Source organism: Pantoea sp. EA-12 (assembly GCF_030053355.1).
GTDB classification, from domain to species: domain Bacteria; phylum Pseudomonadota; class Gammaproteobacteria; order Enterobacterales; family Enterobacteriaceae; genus Pantoea; species Pantoea vagans_C.
Genome location: NZ_JASGBY010000015.1, coordinates 1 through 18,965, shown reverse-complemented (window position 1 = coordinate 18,965; position 18,965 = coordinate 1). Strand labels below are relative to the sequence as shown.

Below are 18,965 nucleotides of genomic sequence, written 5' to 3'. Positions count from 1 at the left end.
TATCCACAGTCTGTGGCGTAAAAAAAAGGATAAAACAGTGCATTAATCTGGGGATCGTTCTTTTTTCCCGATCCCCAACCGTCTGAGATTGTCTTAAATCTGCGTTTTCCAGGTGGTGACCCACACTTCTGCCGGATCTTCTGGAATCTCATGCTCCAGCACGTCGATCTCCAGGCGATCGCCAATGCGAGTGGCACCGAGTTGGTTTAACTGCTCTTCCAGTAGCTTGATCGCGCCGCAGAAAAGATCATATTCATGATTACCGATACCCACTGCGCCATATCGGACGCCAGACAGATCCGGTTGTGTCTCTTGCAGTGCTTCATATAAAGGAAGCAAGTTGTCAGGCAGTTCCCCTGCACCGTGCGTCGAGGTGACAATCAGCCAAATCCCTTCCTGCGGCAGTTCATCCAGCTCTGGGCCATGCAGCACCTCGGTTGAGAAGCCCGCTTCCTGCAGTTTTTCTTCCAGATGTTCGGCAACATATTCGGCGCTGCCAAGGGTACTTCCACTGATTAAGGTAATATCGGCCATGATGATCTCCCGCACTAAAGGCGAGCATTGTACGCTGTGATCAAGCCGTGATCCACCTGTGGAAAACAGGGTTAATACCAGAAAGCATCAGGCGACAAGGCGCATCACGCGTGCGATCCGCCTGGGATAAGGTTGTGCACAATAAAAAGGGATTTTAAGGCTTGATGGTGCGCATGATCGGGTTTTGCAGCGAGATCAGCGTTTCAGTGGACTGGATTTCATCAATGGTCTGGATCTTATTGATCAGCACCTGTTGTAAGGCATCGATGGATCGACACATCACTTTAATAAAGATGCTGTAGTGGCCGGTGGTGTACCAGGCTTCGACGACTTCATCCAGCGCTTCCAGTTTGCTCAGGGCGGCGGGATAATCACGCGCACTCTTCAAAATAATGCCGATAAAGCAGCACACATCAAAGCCAAGCTGACGCGGATCGATTTCCACGCGCGTGCCCAAAATAATTCCCGCTTGTCGCATTTTCTCTACGCGCACATGAATGGTGCCGGGGCTGACGTTGAACTGCTTGGCGAGTTCGGCATAAGCGGTACGCGCGTTCTCAAGTAGCGCATTGAGAATGCCGCGATCAAGGTTATCCAGTTGCAGTTGTTCCGCCATCATCCATCCTCTTTGAGTTCTTCTTCTATGAACAGTGGAGAATGTGCAGCAAATTAGCAGTGCAGGCAAGATGCAGACCACGCACGTGACGCAGTCTGCACGCTTTTTTTAACGCTTACGCCAGATTGTTAGCTGCGCTTGAGTATGTTGAAACTTACGCGCTGTCTCGCGGATAACGAAAGGCACATCCTGTGGCGTGCCCACTTCTTCGAACTTATCACGCAATAAACGCTGTAGAGCCTGGTAGGTTGTCAGTGCCTCGCCGTTCTCGCGGACGCCACCCAGCCAATTTTCTTTTGGCGTAAACTCTTCTAACCACGTGTAGGGCGAAGAGAGCACCAGCAGTCCGCCAGAACGGATCATCGGGGTAATGTCTTGCAGGAAACGTTGGGGTTGGCGCAGACGATCAATCAAGTTGGACGCCAATACCAGATCGTAACGATCCGGCTGAGGTTTAAGGTTACAGGCATCACCCTGCACAAACTGAATACGTTGTGCCTGCTCGCTATCGAGGTTGAAATCTTTCAGGCGCACCTGACGATACTCCACCAGATCCCCCTCTTCCGGCACTACGTAGCGGAAATCTTCACCGGATGTTAGCTGCAGCGCCACATCAATGAAGCGCGCGGAATAATCCATACCCGTTACGGCATCAAAATGGCGCGCCAGCTCAAAACTGGCACGGCCGGTGGCGCAGCCGATATCCAACGCCTGACCGCGTACCGGGCAGTGTGGTAACAGTTTTTCCACCAGCGCCGTGGCATAATTAGGCACATTGTAATAGCTGGGACCGTACTGAAAATCGAGGTACTGCGACACCATGCTGTCAGTTTCATACGGATTGAGTGCCATGGTTTCCTGGTGTGAAGACACCACATAGCGGAAACCTGCATGCTGGAAGAAATGACGGCGGAACGCATAGCGCGCAGATTTCAACGCCTCGTTACCGGTGGAGATCCAACTGCCACCTTTAATCAGTGCATGTTTGCCATCAAAGGTCGGCGTAGAGAAATCATCGTACAGCGGATGAACCTTAAAGCCTTCAAATCCGTTGGTGGGTGTGGTGGTCCATTGCCAGACATTGCCGACGATGTCGTAAAATTCGCCCTGAGCAAAACCATCCACCGGATTGGAGGAGGCCCAGTACGCGAGATTGATATTGCCCGGCGCCTCATGCCAGTCAGGTTGGTCGCCGCTGACTTGTTCACGCAGTTGTGCCCATTCAGCTTCGCAAGGTAGCTGGATTGATTTGCCGGTTTCTTCCGCTAACCACCGACAGAACGCAGCGGCTTCCAGTTGATTAACTTCAGCGGGCCAATCCCATGGCATGGTCACTTCTTCAGTCATCAAACGCAGTTTTAGCTGATCGGGTTGTGAAATATCACCAACCCAAAAGGTTGGCATCTGTGCGCCAGAAAATTCGCGCCAGCCCCAGCCTTCGTCATCCCACCAGCGGCGCTCGTTGTAGCCATTCGCCGCGATAAAACGGTAAAACTCGGCGTTACTGACCAGCATCTTACTGGCTTTAAACGGTTTGAGATCGACCACCTGGTTGCCGTATTCATTATCCCAACCGTAGGTGTCGTCCGTTTTTCCCTGCTGGACGTGACCACCGGGCATTGCGATCAGCGAATTCGCCGGAACCGAGCTGCGATCGTGCCGTGCCTGCGGGCAAACGGGCCAGTGCGGCTGCGGTTTTACCCAGTCAATCGGCAACTGACGGATTAGCACGCTGGAGGTTTCCAGGTGAATACGCTCGTGTTCGATGCCCATCAAAATCACCCATGCTGGGCTATCCCAGGTTATAGGCAGTTCCAGCGGCATCGTGCGAATAAACTCACTCACCAGGCTTTTCACTTTGCCACGATAATCGCGGACTTCTTCAATGGTTGGCCACGCATAATGGCTGTCGTTGAGGTCATCCCAGCTCATCTCATCCACGCCAATCGCCATCATCGATTCGATGCGATCGTCTACGCGATCCTCCAGATAGCGCCCCGCCATGAGCTTATTCATATAGAAAGTGGCGGTGTGGCCAAAGTAGAAGATCAGTGGATGGCGCAAGGAGATGGCTTTATTGAAGAAGGCGCGATCGTCAGCAAGGCAATCAAACAGGCTTTCGTAGAGATCCCAGGTTTGGGTGAAATACGTCAGCAACTCGCTCCGTTTTTGTTCGGTGTTTTGACCGGAGAGCTGCAACGTGCGGGTGGGTGCAGGAAGTTGGGCGGTAGTCACAAAATGCTCCAGATGCTCAGTGTGCGAATTAATCACTATAGCAAATAAGCATTTCTGCCAGATGAATTAGCGTTTCCAGCGGCGCAGCAGGCGGCTTTTCAGGCCGGTATCAAAGCGCCAGATATGATCGAAGATGCGCAGAATACCCGGCTTACCATGGAGCGACATCGCCACCGCATGAAAACGTTGTTGATGCTGGCGCTGACGTTGCTTGATGGCGTTAATTGTCTCATCGGGCAAACGTTGGGCGATAAAGTCTGACACGATCACCGCATCGGCTTCGTCCCATATGGGGCCTTCCATACGTTTCACCACTGCGGCGAGGCAGGCGGCGAGATCGGTACCGCCACGAAAACGTTGGCTGAGAAAACGGATAGCCTGCTCAATACCGCTATCGGCCGTCAGTTCGTAGCCGATCACCTCATGGGCGAACAGCATGATATAGCAGCGGCGTTTATCGGCTAATGCCACTTTCAGCAGCGCCAGGCAGAAGGCTTTCGCACAGCGTTCATTGAATCCGCCCATGGAACCGGAGGTATCGACGCAGACGATAAAAGGCCCACGCGGTTGTTCTTCATGCTGCTGGTGGCTGACGGGACGCAGCGTGACTTTTTCGTGCCAGGCATCGCCTTGCAACTGGTAAGTCAGCAGACGTTTCTCAACCAGGCGGCGATAGAACTCCAGCTCCAGTTCACTGATGCTCAGTGCCGCCAGTTCGGGCGGCAGCAGGCGCAGCACATCATCGCTTTGATGAATGCCGCTCACTTCTTCCGGTACGTTGTCTGGCTCACGTACCCACTGGTGAAATTCTTCCAGCGGGGCATCCTGAGAAGGTACCGATTTCGCCTCACGGCTGCGCCCCAACTGCTGCGCCAGTTTCATTAACTCCGGCTGCTGGGCGAGAAAATCGCCATATTGCACGATCAGCTCGTAATCACCGTGCTGCAGCGGCGCTTTGCTCATGTCCCATAAACGTCCGGCGGCGGCTTCGTCATCATCTGTCAGAATCGGTGCCAGTTGGCCGCTGATCGCCATTCGCTGTTGCAGTTCGGCCATCAGGCGTTCGCGCTGCTCTTCCAGGATGGTTTCGTTGAGCGTCAGGGTTTGCAGCGTCAGACTCAGACGCCAGCGTTGTAAAAACAACGTATGTTGCGCATTGCTCAGCTGCTCATTTTCATTGTGCAGCAGCAGTTTGCTGGCTTCTTCGATAAACGGCGATGGCAGGCTTTTAAGCTGCGTGATGATATGGGGAAGCTGTTGGGTGAAATCCCGCGTACTGAGTAACTGCATTTGCTGGAAGAGCTGGAACTCCTGCGCCAGCGCTTCGGGCACCGGCGTGGTTTTCATCTGTTCGGCGATTTCGCTGCGCCAGCGCGGCAAGTCGCGCATCATTGCCTGCTTCAGGCGCGGGAATTTCTCAAAAAACAGGGCCAGTTGGGGTGACGCGAGCAGCGCGATAATCAATTCTTCGATTAACTCTGTTTCGCCAATCGACAGCAGCGCGCTCAGCGTCTCCAGTGAAATCATTTTTTCGCCTGTTTCAGCTGTTCCGCCACATCCTGCAAGCTGGTCTCGATGCGTGCCAGCCAGTCATCACTAATAAACAAGCAACGTTGATGTTGGCTAAACAGCGTACGCTGTGCACGTAATTGCGCATCCAGCGCGTCATACTCTTCGACGATTTCCTGCGGTATTTCACTGCTGCTGCTGGCGCCGGGCAGCGTCAGGCGTGTTGATTGCAGGCTGACATCACGCAGTGTCAGGCAATAATGCGCATCCACCAGCAAATCAAGCGTTTGCCCAAAGCCAATGCCATTCAACTTGCCGCGAATTTCGCCACCTTTCATCAACCATTGATTCAGCGCTTCACGCGCAATCAGGACGTGCGTCACCTGCATATCGTGCAGCGTCAGCGGTTGTTGCAGCATTAAGGTGAGTTGTTCATCGCCAATCGAAGCGGGCAATTCGTAATGCGGTTTACGGCTGAACATGCCGCTGTGTTTTTCCAGCGTCAGTGCCTGTGCCACGCTCTGCTGCTGTTGCAACGCCAGGCGGCGAGCTTTGATTTGCTGGAGCTTATGCAACATCGGTTGCTGCTGCCACGCGTGTTGGGTCATCAGCGCGTCAATTTCGCGATCCAGCAGTTGCATCGACGCTACGTCATGCCACAGGCAATCCTTCAACAGGATGAGATCGATCGGGGCGATGCTCACGCGGCCGCTGTAAAACGCACTGGCCTGCAGCAGATGAATGGCTTTTTTCCAGCGACGGTCAGAGATGTAAGGCGCGCTGGGTAAATTCTCCAGCTGCTGACGCAGCTGATAAATCAGTTCAAAAACGTGGTCGGGCAAGCTGACCTGACTGATGCCTTTCTGCCACTGATGATACTCTTCATCGCTGATACGCAGCGCTTCCGTCACGGGATTATCGTTTTCATCCTGCTGGTGGGTCAGCATGCTGCGGAAGTTTTGCTTCTCATGCACGTTATCCAGCCACAGACGGATCAGCATACGGTCATACAACGCTTCCAGTCCGCTATCGGTTTCGGGCAGTTCGTTAGAGGCGGTGACCAACAAGCGCATCGGAATTTTTTCTTCGCTGTCACCGTTGCGGAAGCGGCGCTCGTTGATGGCGGTCAGCAGCGTGTTCAAAATAGCCGGGCCGGCTTTCCAGATCTCATCGAGGAAAACAATCTCAGCATCTGGCAGGTAGCCTTTGGTCAATCGCTGATAGCGCCCTTCATCTTTCAGCGCCTGAATCGATAAGGGGCCAAACACCTCTTCAGGCGTCGAAAAGCGGGTCATCAGGTATTCAAAGGCGCGGGCGTGCTGGAAGGCATATTTTAGGCGGCGGGCAATCAGGCTCTTGGCAATGCCTGGCGGACCGAGCAAAAACACACTTTCGCCACTTAACGCGGCCAGCAGGCAGAGACGAATCGCGTGGTGTCGCTCGTACAGCCCTTTTTCCAGGGCGTTACTCAGGCGAGAAATTCTTTCTGCCAAAAGATGGGGTTGAGCCATAATCACATCATTATCCTTTTGATCCTGGTGCCGACATATTTTGGCGAGCGCAATACTCTACTGATTATCATGCTGGATTGCGTTGATAGCCGTCAGCTTTTTTGTTTCAGAAGGTTGAAGCGAGGCAACTCGCTGCTTCAGGCGGTTTTTTTGGCCAAATTTCGGCGAAAAACCGTGTCGCTGACGTGATGGTGACACTTTGTAAGATTAGTTTTTTTTGGGAATATGTGCATACTGTGCGCTTTTTGATGGCCTGAGCGGTAGGCAGATGCCTTATCAGCTCCAACAAAAGACAACTTATGAGCTCGGATAAGAAGCAGTCCCTTGGCGCAGTCACACTCGCCGCGATTGGCGTGGTGTATGGCGATATCGGTACCAGCCCGCTCTATACTTTGCGTGAATGTCTCTCTGGCCAGTTCGGCTTTGGCGTGGAACGTGAAGCGGTATTTGGCTTTTTGTCGCTGATCTTCTGGCTGCTGATTTTAGTGGTGTCACTGAAATACATCAGTTACGTGATGCGGGCCGATAACGCCGGTGAAGGCGGTATCCTGACATTAATGTCTCTGGCCGGACGCAATACTGGCGCACGCGCCACGGCGATTCTCGTCATTATGGGCCTGATTGGCGGCAGCTTCTTCTACGGTGAAGTGGTGATCACGCCTGCGGTTTCGGTGTTATCGGCGATTGAAGGTCTGGAAATTGCCGCACCGAGTCTGGATACCTACATCGTCCCCCTGGCGATTGCAGTGCTGACGCTGCTGTTTGTGATTCAAAAACACGGTACCGGTATTGTCGGTAAGCTGTTTGCGCCGGTGATGCTGCTGTGGTTTATCATCCTGGCCGTGCTGGGCGCGCGCAGTATTATCAATAATCCTGACGTGCTTCACGCCATGAACCCGTATTGGGCGATGCACTTCTTTATCCAGTACAAAACAGTGTCATTCTTCGCGCTGGGCGCGGTAGTGCTGGCCATCACTGGTGTTGAAGCGCTGTATGCCGATATGGGTCACTTCGGCAAATTCCCCATCCGTCTGGCATGGTTTATTGTTGTGCTGCCTTCACTGGTGCTCAACTACTTTGGTCAGGGTGCGTTGTTGCTGAAAAATCCTGAGGCGATCAAAAACCCCTTCTTCCTGCTGGCGCCGGACTGGATGCTTATTCCGATGCTGATTCTGGCGACGCTGGCGACGGTAATCGCTTCACAAGCGGTGATTTCCGGCGTGTTCTCGTTAACGCGCCAGGCGGTGCGTTTAGGCTATCTGCCGCCAATGCGCATTGTGCATACCTCAGAAGAGGAGTCGGGCCAGATCTACATTCCGGTGATTAACTGGCTGCTCTACTTCTCCGTGGTGATCGTGATTGTAGGTTTCGAGCATTCCAGCAACCTGGCGGCGGCCTACGGCATTGCGGTAACCGGCACCATGGTGTTGACCGCCATCCTCTGCTCGACAGTGGCAATTCAGAACTGGCACTGGAACCGCTATCTGGTGGTGCTGATCCTGATCGGCATGCTGTGCATCGACGTCTCGCTGTTCTCTGCCAACCTGGTAAAAGTGTTCTCCGGTGGCTGGTTGCCGCTGACGTTGGCGCTGATGATGTTTATTGTGATGACCACGTGGAAAAGCGAGCGCTTCCGTCTGCTGCGTCGCATGCATGAGCACGGTAATTCGCTGGAAGCGATGATCGCCTCACTGGAGAAATCTCCGCCAGTGCGCGTGCCGGGTACGGCGGTGTATATGTCACGAGCGTTGAACGTGATCCCGTTCGCTATGCTGCATAACCTGAAGCACAACAAAGTGTTGCATGAACGCGTGGTGCTGCTGACGTTGCGTACTGAAGATGCGCCGTACGTGCACAATGTGCGACGTGTGACCATTGAGCAGCTCTCGCCAACGTTCTGGCGTGTGGTGGCCAGTTATGGCTGGCGCGAAACCCCTAACGTGGAGGAGATCTTCCACCGCTGCGGTCTGGAAGGCCTGAATTGCCGCATGATGGAAACCTCGTTCTTCATGTCGCATGAGTCGCTGATAATCGGCGATCGCCCTTGGTATCTGCGCTTGCGCGGCAAGCTGTTCCTCGCACTGCAACGCAATGCGCTGCGTGCGCCGGATCAGTTTGAGATCCCACCTAACCGCGTTATTGAGCTGGGCACCCAGGTCGAGATTTAAGGATACCGCGCGTCACCAGCTCAGGGTGACGCGCAAGCCTTGTGGCGTGGCATGGCTAAACGCAATGCGGATGCCATGTAACTGCGCAATATTCTTCACTATCGACAAGCCCAACCCGCTCCCCGTTTGCGCTTGCCCCGGTGGTCGCCAGAAGCGTTCCCCGAGACGGGCTAGCTGTTCATCGCTAACGCCTGGACCATTATCTTCAATGATGATGGCGCGCGGCTGGAGGGTGAACTGAATCCGACTCCCCGGCGGTGCATAGCGCAGCGCGTTATCCAGTAGATTGCGCACCAACAAACTCAACAGCAGCGGATGACCGTTCATCACCGGTTCAGCCTCGGTATGCAGTTGCACATCCATCTGCTGCGCCTCAGCCTGAGGGAAATGTTCGGCGAGTAAATTTTGTAGCAAAGGTGCCAGTGCAACCGGCTGAAATTCGCTGCGCAGATCGTCAGCTTCCACGCGGGATAGCGTTAACAGCTGATCCACCAGCCGCGTGGCGCGCAGGATGCCGCTGTCGAGTTGCTGTAAAGCGTGTTGGCGCATCACTTCGTCATCATCAGCGAGTTGAATCACTTCGCTCTGCACACGCAAGGCGGCCAGCGGGCTGCGCAACTCGTGTGCGGCATCAGAGGTAAAACGGCGCTCGCGTTGCACCAGCTCTGCCATGCGCCGAAACAGTCCATTCAATGCAATGACCAGCGGCTTTACCTCTTTGGGTAAACGCGTATCGGCGAGTGGTGTTGCGTCATCGGGGGCTCGCTGCTTGAGTGATGCGGTGAGGCGCTTGAGCGGACGTAGTTCAAACCAAACCAGCACCAGCAGCATCAGAAGCATGAAAGGCATGGCGTATAACCATGGCATTAAACTCGCCAGAGCCAGATCGCGCGTCATGTCGTCACGGTATTCCCACTCCTGGCCGACGACAACGCGATAGCTTTTATCTTCAGAAGTTAGCCACAACAGCCGCCAACTGTCCTTATCGCCACGTAAGCGGCCATCGCGGAAGCCGTCGCGCTTATCATCAAACTGCAAATCGCGCCCGTTTTCACCGTCATTCAACAGTGGCTGACCGTCTGCACGGAAGATGGCGAAAGCCAGCGCGTCATCATCTTGATCGCCACGATGATGTCGCAGAATGGATTTCGTTTTGGGTAGTGAAGCGGCGTGCAAGCTGGTGGGATCCAGTGCCAGCAGGCGTTTAGCAAACAGCATTTGCTGGGTATCGAATAACTCATTCACGGTGTCGCGGGTCTGATACCAGGCGCTGTAGCTAGCGACACCACCACACAGCACGATCAGCAGCACAAAGCCGATCGCCAGCCGAATAAACAGGCTCATTCTGCCGTACCAAGCATATAACCCACGCCATGTACGGTGCGGATAAATGCACTGCCCAGCTTTTTACGTAGATGATGAATATGCACTTCCACCGCATTGCTGGAGACATCGTCATCCCAATTGTAGAGTTTTTCCTCCAGCTGACTGCGCGTTAACACCCGGCCAGGGTTACGCATAAACAGCTCAAGCAACGCCAGTTCGCGACTTTTCAAACTGATGGCTTCACCCTCAAGCCAGACACTGTGGCTGGCAGGCGCCAGCACCACTTTGCCGTGTTTCAATTCAGGCTGCAGCTGCCCATGGCGGCGGCGAATCAGCGCCTGCAAACGTGCGGCGACTTCGCTGAGGGCAAAGGGTTTGCAGAGATAGTCGTCTGCGCCAAGCTGTAACCCCTGAACACGTTGATCGAGGGCGTCACGAGCGGTGAGGATCAGTACCGGCACATCTGCACCTTGCTCACGCCACTGACGCAGGATCTCCAGCCCATCACGTTCCGGCAGCGAAAGATCCAACACCACCGCATCCCACGGCGCGGCCGCCAGCGCCTGATAACCTGCTTCGCCGGACACGAACCAGTCCACGCTGAAACCGAGTTTAGTTAAGCCCACTTTCAGGCCATCACCGATCAGCGTGTCATCCTCTATCAATAAAATGCGCATGCCCTTCTCCTCTTCTGCTTGGGTGGTTATACGAAGCAGAACCCCGCTTGTACAGCGCAAATCGCTGCAAATTACCTATTTTTTCTCTTTAAGATCCTGTTAAGAACCTTATGGTGAAATGGCCCCTGACTTCCGCACATTCATGGAAAAGAGGTGAAAAATGAAAAAGAGTGCAGCGATCTTAGCCATTGTGATGTTGGCCGCCACGCCCGTTCTGGCCGCGCAACAAGGTGGGTTTGTGGACCCCAATGCGCCGAAAACCCAGGTTCACGCCGGTGGATTCCAGGCTGACAACACCAGCGTAGTGACGGTGAAACAAGCCGAAGAGATGAAAGACGATAGCTGGATCACCGTGCGCGGTAATCTTGATAAGCAAATTGGTGATGAGGACTATTTGTTCCGTGACAGCAGCGGCACGATGAAGGTGGAGATCGACCACAAGCGCTGGCATGGTCAGACCATCACGCCGAAAGATCAGGTCGAACTGACGGGTGAACTGGATAAAGACTTCAACTCCATTGAGTTGGACGTTAAACAGGTTCGCAAACTGCCATAACACCCTCCAGAGCCGCTTCAGCGGCTCTTTTCTATTTCCAAACTCAAATTTTATCCGGTACAAGCGAAACGTTTCGATGGCGATCACATTTCCGTGATATCTCCATTGAGTTGCCCTGCGCATTTAATACACTCCCGATCAGCGAAACGTTTCGCTGTGGAGTGGAAGAAATGAAAAAAGGTCGCTTGTTAAACGCTGAAGTCTCTCATGTGATTGCCCGCCTGGGGCACACCGACACGCTGACGATTGCTGATGCAGGCTTGCCGATCCCGGCCGGTCCGCAGCGTATCGATCTGGCGTTGACGCCGGGAACCCCCGAATTTTTGCAGGTGGTTGATGTTGTCACGCAGGAGATGCAAGTCGAAAGCGCCCTGATGGCGGAGGAGATCAAGCAGCACAATCCGCAGCTTCACAGCGCACTGCTCGCCGTGCTCGATGCCTTGCAACAGCACCAGGGGAATATCATCACCATTCGTTACACCAGCCATGAACAGTTCAAACAACAGACTCAGCGTAGTCAGGCGGTCATTCGCAGCGGAGAGTGCTCTCCGTATGCGAATGTCATCCTGAGCGCTGGCGTGACCTTCTGAGGCCGTTATGCAACCGTTATTGCAACTCAAAGGGATTGAAAAGTCGTTTCCTGGTGTAAAAGCGCTGAATGGTGCCTCGCTGGCCGTTTATCCGGGCCGCGTGATGGCACTGGTCGGGGAAAACGGTGCGGGTAAATCCACCATGATGAAAGTGCTGACTGGCATTTACAGCATGGATGCCGGTTCGCTGCAGTGGCTGGGTAAGGATGTGGCTTTTTCTGGACCGAAAGCGTCGCAGGAAGCGGGCATTGGTATCATCCATCAGGAACTGAACCTGATTCCGCAATTGACCGTGGCGGAGAATATTTTCCTCGGTCGCGAATTTGTTAACCGCTTTGGCCGTATCCAGTGGCAACGGATGTATGCCGAGGCGGATGCTTTATTACATCGCCTCAACTTACGCTTCAACAGCCATAAGCTGGTGGGCGATTTATCGATTGGCGATCAGCAAATGGTTGAGATTGCCAAAGTGCTGAGCTTCGAGTCACAGGTCATCATTATGGATGAACCCACCGATGCCCTGACCGATACCGAGACCTTGTCGCTGTTCCGCGTGATCAACGAGCTGAAAGCGCAAGGCTGCGGCATCGTGTACATCTCGCACCGCATGAAAGAGATCTTCGAAATTTGCGATGACGTGACCGTCTTCCGTGACGGCCAGTTTATTGCCGAGCGCGCGGTCAACGATCTCAGTGAAGAGAGTCTGATCGAGATGATGGTTGGCCGTAAGCTGGAAGATCAATATCCGCATATCGATCAAGCCCCGGGGGAGGTTCGCCTGAAGGTGGAGCACCTCAGCGGTCCGGGTGTGGATGACGTCAGCTTCACTTTACGTAAAGGCGAAATTCTGGGTATTTCCGGCCTGATGGGCGCGGGACGTACTGAACTGATGAAAGTGCTCTACGGCGCGCTGCCGCGCACGCACGGTAAGGTCACGCTGAACGGGCGCGAAATTATCACCCGCTCCCCGCAGGACGGTTTGGCCAACGGCATCGTTTATATCTCAGAAGACCGCAAGCGTGATGGCCTGGTACTCGGCATGTCGGTGAAAGAGAACATGTCGCTGACGGCACTGCGCTATTTCAGCCGGGCTGCGGGCAACCTCAAACACAGCGAAGAACAGTTAGCGGTGGGTGATTTTATCCGCCTGTTCAACGTCAAAACCCCTTCGATGGAGCAGCCGATTGGCCTGCTGTCTGGCGGAAACCAACAGAAAGTGGCGATTGCGCGCGGATTGATGACGCGTCCAGACGTGTTGATTCTTGATGAACCAACGCGTGGGGTAGACGTAGGCGCAAAAAAAGAGATTTATCAGTTAATTAACCAGTTCAAAGCCGAAGGGCTAAGCATCATTTTGGTGTCGTCGGAAATGCCGGAAGTGTTGGGCATGAGCGATCGCATCCTGGTAATGCATGAAGGCCACCTGAGTGGCGAATTTTCCCGTGAGCAGGCTACCCAGGAATCCCTGATGGCGGCGGCAGTCGGTAAGCAACACAGCGAGGAATTAGTTGTATGAGCACCCAAACCTTACCCGCCAGCCGTCGCTGGTTCAGCAAAGCCTGGCTGCTGGAGCAGAAATCGCTGATTGCGCTGATCGTGCTGATTGCCGTGGTGGCGAGTCAAAGTCCAAACTTCTTCACCGTCGCCAATATGTTCAACATCCTGCAGCAGACGTCGGTCAACGCCATTATGGCGGTTGGCATGACGCTGGTGATTTTGACCTCGGGTATCGATCTGTCCGTGGGGTCGCTGCTGGCGCTGACCGGAGCGGTCGCAGCCTCGATTGTGGGTCTGGAAGTGAATGCGCTGGTGGCGGTCGCCGCTTCACTGGCATTGGGTGCGGCGATTGGCGGTATTACCGGCGTGATTGTCGCGCGTGGCAAGGTGCAGGCTTTTATCGCCACCTTAGTCATGATGCTGCTGCTGCGCGGTGTCACCATGGTGTACACCAACGGCAGCCCGATTAACACCGGCTTCAGTGATAACGCTGATGTCTTTGGCTGGTTCGGGATTGGGCGTCCGCTGGGGATCCCAACACCGGTATGGCTGATGGCGGTGGTGTTCGCGCTGGCGTGGTACATGCTGCATCACACACGTCTGGGTCGCTACATCTATGCGTTGGGTGGTAACGAAGCGGCAACGCGCCTGTCAGGCATCAACGTTAACCGCGTAAAAATCATCGTTTATTCATTATGTGGTTTGCTGGCAGCGTTGGCCGGCACCATTGAAGTGGCGCGCCTCTCGTCTGCCCAACCGACGGCGGGCACTGGCTATGAACTGGATGCGATTGCTGCCGTTGTATTGGGCGGAACCAGTCTGGCAGGCGGTAAGGGTCGCATTATGGGCACGTTGATTGGTGCGCTGATCCTTGGCTTCCTGAACAACGGCCTGAATCTGATGGGTGTGTCTTCTTACTACCAAATGATTGTTAAAGCCGTAGTCATTCTGCTGGCGGTGCTGGTGGATAACAAAAGCAGTAAGTAACTCTGACCTTCACACAGGATTATATAAATGAAAAAGTTAACTGCATTGGCCGTCATCCTTGGCGCCACCCTCAGTGCTGGCGCGATGGCAAAGGACACCATTGCGTTGGTGGTATCGACTCTGAATAATCCGTTCTTTGTGTCACTGAAAGATGGCGCACAGAAAGAAGCCGACAAACTGGGTTATAACCTGGTGGTGTTGGATTCACAGAACAACCCGGCAAAAGAGCTGGCGAACGTGCAGGATCTGACTGTGCGCGGCACCAAGCTGATGCTGATCAACCCAACGGACTCTGATGCCGTGGGTAACGCCGTGAAAATGGCAAACCAGGCGAACATTCCGGTGATCACCCTGGACCGTGTGGCTGCTCAAGGTACCGTGGTGAGCCACGTGGCGTCTGACAACCGCTTCGGCGGCAAAATGGCCGGTGACTTCATCGCGAAGAAACTGGGCGATGGCGCTAAAATCATTGAACTGCAGGGCATTGCCGGTACTTCCGCGGCGCGTGAGCGTGGTGAAGGTTTCAAACAGGCCGCTGATGCACACAAATTTAACATCCTGGCGAGCCAGCCTGCAGACTTCGACCGTACTAAAGGTCTGAACGTGATGCAGAACCTGCTGCAAGCGCATCCAGACGTGCAGGCGGTATTTGCACAGAACGATGAGATGGCGCTGGGCGCACTGCGTGCACTGCAGACTGCAGGTAAAACCGATGTGCTGGTGGTCGGCTTCGACGGCACCGCTGACGGTGTGAAAGCAGTAGAATCCGGTAAACTGACCGCTACTGTCGCGCAGATGCCTGATAAAATTGGCGTGATTGGCGTTGATACTGCAGATAAAGTGCTGAAAGGCGAGAAAGTGCAGGCGGTTAACCCAGTAGACCTGAAGCTGGTTACCAAATAAAAAAGCAAAGAAAAGCATGGCAACGCGCCACCTTCCCGGTGGCGCAATTTTCTGGATCAAACCCGATGAACACAAACGCAAAACTGGCGGTACTTGGCAGCATTAATGCTGACCACATCCTAAACCTCACCCATTTTCCTCGTCCCGGTGAAACGGTGATCGGAAAACAGTATCAGATTGCTTTTGGGGGGAAAGGGGCGAACCAGGCCGTGGCAGCCGGTCGTGCCGGTGCTGACATTGCTTTTATTGCCTGTGTTGGCGCTGATGATATCGGCGAACGTATCCGTCAGCAGTTGCAGCAGGACCGCATTGATACGGCACCGGTTGAAACCGTTGCCGATGAAGCCACCGGTGTGGCGATGATCTTCGTGAATGGCGAAGGTGAAAATAATATCGGCATCTATTCTGGTGCCAACGCAGCACTCACTCCGGAGTGTGTGGATCGTCATCAGCAGGTGATTGCCCAGGCAGAAGCGCTGTTGATGCAGCTGGAGTCTCCGCTGGAAAGCGTATTCGCAGCGGCAAAAATTGCGCGTGCCAACGCCACGCAGGTCATTTTGAATCCCGCACCGGCAACGCATTTGTCTGATGAGTTGCTGGCGTTGATTGACATCATTACACCGAATGAAACCGAGGCCGAAATTTTGACCGGTATCGCGGTGAAGAGTGATGAAGACGCGGCGCGTGCCGCGCAGGCGTTGCATGACAAAGGGATTCACACGGTACTGATCACCTTGGGTCGCCGTGGTGTGTGGCTGAGTGAGCAAGGCAAGGGTGTACGCATTCCGGGCTTTAGCGTGCAGGCGATTGATACCATTGCCGCTGGCGATACCTTCAACGGTGCCTTTATTACCGCGCGTCTGGAAGGGGTTGCGATGCATGATGCAGTGCGTTTTGCCCATGCCGCTGCCGCCATTGCGGTAACGCGTCCGGGTGCGCAGCCCTCAGTGCCGTGGCGCACTGAGATCGATACCTTCCTGCAACAACAGGGTTAAGCCTTTGGCGACCATGAAAGATGTCGCCCGCCTGGCGGGCGTCTCTACCTCGACCGTATCCCACGTCATTAATAACAATCGCTTTGTCAGCGAACAGGTGCGGGAAAAGGTCGATCAGGCGATTCGTGAACTGAACTACGCGCCGTCGGCGCTGGCACGTAGCCTGAAGATCAATCAAACCCGCACCATTGGCATGCTTCTGACAGCCAGCAGTAACCCGTTCTACTCCGAAGTGGTACGCGGCGTGGAGAATAGCTGCTACGAACGCGGTTATAGCCTGATTCTGTGCAATACCGAAGGTGACGAGGAGCGTATGAATCGCAGCCTCGAAACGCTGATGCAAAAGCGCGTCGATGGCTTGCTGATGATGTGCACTGAAACGCATCTTCCCTCTGCCGAGATCCTCAATCGTTATCCCTCGGTACCGATGGTGATGATGGACTGGGCTCCGTTTGAAGGGCGTGGCGACATTATTCAGGACAATGCGCTGCTGGGGGGGGAACTGGCGACACAGCATCTTATCGATCGTGGCTACACGCGGATTGCCTGTATTGCTGGGCCACAAGATAAAACCCCGGCGCGTTTGCGTCTGGAGGGTTTCCACAAAGCGATGGCCAGCAGTGGATTGCCGGTATTGCCGGGTTATGTGGTTGACGGTGATTTCGAGTTTCAGGGCGGTTTCAACGCGATGAATCAGTTACTGACATTAGATTCGCTGCCAGATGCAGTATTCACCAGCAACGATGCCATGGCGGTGGGGGTTTACCATGCGCTATTTCAGGCGGGATTGCGTGTGCCGCAAGATATTGCCGTGATGGGTTATGACAATATCGAACTGGCTCGTTATCTCACGCCACCGCTCAGCACCATTCATCAACCGAAAGATGAACTGGGCGAACTGGCGATTGATACGCTGATTCATCGCATGCGTGACCCCGACGCCAGCCAGCAAACGCTGGTATTGACGCCGGAGCTGGTGGATCGCGGCTCGGTTTAAGCGGTTTTCTTCTTTTTCTCGCGATTGGCAATCAGATTGCGGCCATCGCCAGGACGCAACATTAAGAAGGCAAACGCAGATAGCACCGTGATTATCCCCATCGTCAGGAAGGTGGCGTGAAATTGTTGTACGGTGGTGCTCTCAATATCCTGCCAGAAGCGCAGCACGGCGGCGCTCACGGCCACCCCAAAACTGATCGACACCTGTTGGGTCACCGCCAGCACGCTGTTTCCGCCGCTGGCATTCTCATCATTCAAGTCGGCCAACGTGATGGTATTCATCGCGGTGAATTGCGTCGACATCGCCATTCCTAGTACAAACAGCGCTGCCAGCAGCATTAATACACTTTCACCTGGTGTTTGCAGCGAGAAGCTGGCCACCAAAATCCCAATGATGATGGTGATGCCGACCAACGTTTTGCGATAGCCGAAACGACGCAGGACTTGCGTCACGGTGGATTTGGCCAGCAGCGAGCCAATTGCTGTTGGCCCCATCATGCAACCGGCGATCAGCGCGGGGTAACCAAAACCGACCTGCAGCATCAACGGCATCAGGAACGGAATACAGCCTGTGCCGAGACGAGCCGCGATATTCCCGATGATGCCTACCGAGAAGGTGCGGGTTTTAAACATCGGCAAGTTAATGAGTGGTGCAGGGTGACGGCGCGCATGCACTATATAAAGAAGCAGTAACGCGACACCGGTCATCAGCACCAGCACAGCCTGCCACGGCGACACAATGCGTTCGCCGAAAAGCTCAATGCCGATAGATATCAGTACCAGGCCCAATCCGAACAGAATGAAGCCGGCAAAATCAAAGCGACGCTTGGGGGTGGTGAAATCCGGCATGAACTTACGTGCATAGAAGATACCCGCGATACCAATGGGAATGTTGATGAGGAATATCCAGTGCCAGCTGGCGTAGGTCACCAGCAGGCCGCCCAGCATCGGTCCAAGAATCGGTCCCACCAATCCCGGCATAGTGACAAAATTGAGTACGGGCAGTAACTCGCTGCGCGGATAAGCGCGCAACAGTGCCAGACGTGCCACTGGCATCATCATCGCGCCACCCACACCTTGTATCACGCGTGAGACAACCAACATGCTCAATGAGCCGGACAGGGCGCAAGCCAGCGAGCCTAAGGTAAACAGGGAAACCGCCACAATGAACACTTTACGCGTGCCAAAGCGATCGGCCAGCCAGCCGCTGACGGGGATCAGCATCGCCACGGTCAGCGTATAGCTGATAACGGCAGACTGCATAGCAAGGGGGGAACGTTCAAGGCTGGTGGCGATAGCAGGGAGCGCAGTATTCAGGATGGTAGCGTCGAGGGCTTGCATGAAAAACGCCATGGCGGCGATCCAGGGCAAGCCGGCCATACTGCGCGCGGAGCGAATCATTGAAAGTCCTTCTTTAATAATTTGTTCAGTCTGCAACAAAGAGAGCGGCGTTTAGCCAACAGAATAGCATTGCTGTTTGAGCCGGTGGCGCTGATTTGTGCCGCCAAAGCGGCGCTTTTGACTGATTATTGATCGAGAAATGTCTGTTTTTAGCCTGTTCGTATAAAAAAGTAGCGCTCAGTCAATTTTTTGCAATAAACCCTTGTCAGCCAGAATTAACTCCCTATAATGCGCCACCACTGAGACGGCAAAGCGGCAACGCAGACGGCTCAGCAGGGAGTGAAGTGATTCACCCCGCCGGAGAAAAAACGCTGAAAAAAGTGTTTGACTCTGAAGGAGGAAAGCGTAATATACGCCACCTCGCAACAGCAGCTTAAGGCGCTGATTGCACCGCTCTTTAACAATTTATCAGACAATCTGTGTGGGCACTCGCAGGATTGATATCAACGTCTCCGGACGTAAAA

16 protein-coding genes are annotated in these 18,965 nt (G+C 54.2%); 8 read left to right on the top strand and 8 right to left on the bottom strand.

Annotation, left to right across the window (positions count from 1 at the left end; genetic code table 11):
* Positions 1 to 93 precede the first annotated feature (93 nt).
* The 5 genes from mioC to ravA all read right to left on the bottom strand — a co-directional run bounded on the left by mioC (position 94) and on the right by ravA (position 6,405).
* Positions 94 to 534: an FMN-binding protein MioC gene (gene mioC, locus QMZ30_RS19820; RefSeq protein WP_039332970.1), complete on the bottom strand. Its 441-nt coding sequence runs from the start codon at positions 532 to 534 to the stop codon at positions 94 to 96.
* A 154-nt stretch (positions 535 to 688) separates the two neighbouring features.
* A complete protein-coding gene (asnC, locus tag QMZ30_RS19815; protein WP_034830053.1) occupies positions 689 to 1,150 on the bottom strand; it encodes a transcriptional regulator AsnC in 462 nt (153 codons plus the stop codon).
* A 108-nt stretch (positions 1,151 to 1,258) separates the two neighbouring features.
* Positions 1,259 to 3,385: a 5-histidylcysteine sulfoxide synthase gene (gene ovoA, locus QMZ30_RS19810; RefSeq protein WP_283228682.1), complete on the bottom strand. Its 2,127-nt coding sequence runs from the start codon at positions 3,383 to 3,385 to the stop codon at positions 1,259 to 1,261.
* 66 nt (positions 3,386 to 3,451) lie between these two features.
* Positions 3,452 to 4,912 (bottom strand): ATPase RavA stimulator ViaA, encoded by a 1,461-nt coding sequence (gene viaA, locus QMZ30_RS19805; protein ID WP_283228681.1) that lies wholly within the window; start codon positions 4,910 to 4,912, stop codon positions 3,452 to 3,454.
* Positions 4,909 to 6,405 (bottom strand): ATPase RavA, encoded by a 1,497-nt coding sequence (gene ravA / locus QMZ30_RS19800; RefSeq protein WP_283228680.1) that lies wholly within the window; start codon positions 6,403 to 6,405, stop codon positions 4,909 to 4,911. Before ravA ends, viaA begins: the two co-directional genes overlap by 4 nt.
* A gap of 299 nt (positions 6,406 to 6,704) precedes the next feature.
* On the opposite strand from ravA, the gene kup reads away from it, so the two are divergent.
* Complete coding sequence (gene kup, locus QMZ30_RS19795; RefSeq protein ID WP_058973924.1) at positions 6,705 to 8,573, top strand: low affinity potassium transporter Kup; 1,869 nt, start codon at positions 6,705 to 6,707, stop codon at positions 8,571 to 8,573.
* A gap of 12 nt (positions 8,574 to 8,585) precedes the next feature.
* Here kup and qseC read toward each other — a convergent pair whose 3' ends face one another.
* Both qseC and qseB read right to left on the bottom strand, forming a co-directional pair.
* Positions 8,586 to 9,917 carry a quorum sensing histidine kinase QseC gene (gene qseC, locus QMZ30_RS19790; RefSeq protein ID WP_283228679.1) on the bottom strand — a complete coding sequence of 444 codons (1,332 nt, stop codon included), beginning with the start codon at positions 9,915 to 9,917 and terminating at the stop codon, positions 8,586 to 8,588.
* A complete protein-coding gene (gene qseB / locus QMZ30_RS19785; protein ID WP_283228678.1) occupies positions 9,914 to 10,576 on the bottom strand; it encodes a quorum sensing response regulator transcription factor QseB in 663 nt (220 codons plus the stop codon). Before qseB ends, qseC begins: the two co-directional genes overlap by 4 nt.
* A gap of 160 nt (positions 10,577 to 10,736) precedes the next feature.
* Between qseB and QMZ30_RS19780 the strand changes: the two genes are divergently transcribed.
* The 7 genes from QMZ30_RS19780 (at position 10,737) to rbsR (ending at position 17,101) form a co-directional block, all read left to right on the top strand.
* Positions 10,737 to 11,132: a YgiW/YdeI family stress tolerance OB fold protein gene (locus QMZ30_RS19780; protein ID WP_283228677.1), complete on the top strand. Its 396-nt coding sequence runs from the start codon at positions 10,737 to 10,739 to the stop codon at positions 11,130 to 11,132.
* Positions 11,133 to 11,302: 170 nt separating this feature from the next.
* The gene (rbsD, locus tag QMZ30_RS19775) at positions 11,303 to 11,722 is read left to right on the top strand and encodes a D-ribose pyranase (protein WP_039332955.1); all 420 of its coding nucleotides are present in this window, start codon (positions 11,303 to 11,305) and stop codon (positions 11,720 to 11,722) included.
* Positions 11,723 to 11,729: 7 nt separating this feature from the next.
* Positions 11,730 to 13,238 (top strand): ribose ABC transporter ATP-binding protein RbsA, encoded by a 1,509-nt coding sequence (rbsA, locus tag QMZ30_RS19770; RefSeq protein WP_283228676.1) that lies wholly within the window; start codon positions 11,730 to 11,732, stop codon positions 13,236 to 13,238.
* Positions 13,235 to 14,206, top strand: a complete 972-nt coding sequence (gene rbsC / locus QMZ30_RS19765) for a ribose ABC transporter permease (protein ID WP_283228675.1) — start codon at positions 13,235 to 13,237, stop codon at positions 14,204 to 14,206. The genes rbsA and rbsC overlap by 4 nt, the downstream gene beginning before the upstream one ends.
* A 27-nt stretch (positions 14,207 to 14,233) precedes the next feature.
* Positions 14,234 to 15,109 carry a ribose ABC transporter substrate-binding protein RbsB gene (rbsB, locus tag QMZ30_RS19760; RefSeq protein ID WP_039332952.1) on the top strand — a complete coding sequence of 292 codons (876 nt, stop codon included), beginning with the start codon at positions 14,234 to 14,236 and terminating at the stop codon, positions 15,107 to 15,109.
* Positions 15,110 to 15,174: 65 nt separating this feature from the next.
* Complete coding sequence (gene rbsK / locus QMZ30_RS19755; RefSeq protein ID WP_283228674.1) at positions 15,175 to 16,104, top strand: ribokinase; 930 nt, start codon at positions 15,175 to 15,177, stop codon at positions 16,102 to 16,104.
* Positions 16,105 to 16,117: 13 nt separating this feature from the next.
* Positions 16,118 to 17,101, top strand: coding sequence for a ribose operon transcriptional repressor RbsR (rbsR, locus tag QMZ30_RS19750; RefSeq protein ID WP_283228753.1), 984 nt, complete (start codon positions 16,118 to 16,120; stop codon positions 17,099 to 17,101).
* Here rbsR and mdtD read toward each other — a convergent pair.
* Entirely contained in the window at positions 17,098 to 18,501 is a 1,404-nt protein-coding gene (mdtD, locus tag QMZ30_RS19745; RefSeq protein ID WP_283228673.1) for a multidrug transporter subunit MdtD, read from the bottom strand. The two genes, rbsR and mdtD, sit on opposite strands and share 4 nt — an antisense overlap.
* Positions 18,502 to 18,965 lie beyond the last annotated feature (464 nt).

Coding starts and splice junctions, on each gene's coding strand:
- mioC (WP_039332970.1), bottom strand. CDS start 534: ATGGCCGATATTACCTTAATCAGTGGAAGTACCCTTGGCAGCGCCGAA.
- asnC (WP_034830053.1), bottom strand. CDS start 1,150: ATGGCGGAACAACTGCAACTGGATAACCTTGATCGCGGCATTCTCAAT.
- viaA (WP_283228681.1), bottom strand. CDS start 4,912: ATGATTTCACTGGAGACGCTGAGCGCGCTGCTGTCGATTGGCGAAACA.
- ravA (WP_283228680.1), bottom strand. CDS start 6,405: ATGGCTCAACCCCATCTTTTGGCAGAAAGAATTTCTCGCCTGAGTAAC.
- kup (WP_058973924.1), top strand. CDS start 6,705: ATGAGCTCGGATAAGAAGCAGTCCCTTGGCGCAGTCACACTCGCCGCG.
- qseC (WP_283228679.1), bottom strand. CDS start 9,917: ATGAGCCTGTTTATTCGGCTGGCGATCGGCTTTGTGCTGCTGATCGTG.
- qseB (WP_283228678.1), bottom strand. CDS start 10,576: ATGCGCATTTTATTGATAGAGGATGACACGCTGATCGGTGATGGCCTG.
- QMZ30_RS19780 (WP_283228677.1), top strand. CDS start 10,737: ATGAAAAAGAGTGCAGCGATCTTAGCCATTGTGATGTTGGCCGCCACG.
- rbsD (WP_039332955.1), top strand. CDS start 11,303: ATGAAAAAAGGTCGCTTGTTAAACGCTGAAGTCTCTCATGTGATTGCC.
- rbsA (WP_283228676.1), top strand. CDS start 11,730: ATGCAACCGTTATTGCAACTCAAAGGGATTGAAAAGTCGTTTCCTGGT.
- rbsC (WP_283228675.1), top strand. CDS start 13,235: ATGAGCACCCAAACCTTACCCGCCAGCCGTCGCTGGTTCAGCAAAGCC.
- rbsB (WP_039332952.1), top strand. CDS start 14,234: ATGAAAAAGTTAACTGCATTGGCCGTCATCCTTGGCGCCACCCTCAGT.
- rbsK (WP_283228674.1), top strand. CDS start 15,175: ATGAACACAAACGCAAAACTGGCGGTACTTGGCAGCATTAATGCTGAC.
- rbsR (WP_283228753.1), top strand. CDS start 16,118: ATGAAAGATGTCGCCCGCCTGGCGGGCGTCTCTACCTCGACCGTATCC.
- mdtD (WP_283228673.1), bottom strand. CDS start 18,501: ATGATTCGCTCCGCGCGCAGTATGGCCGGCTTGCCCTGGATCGCCGCC.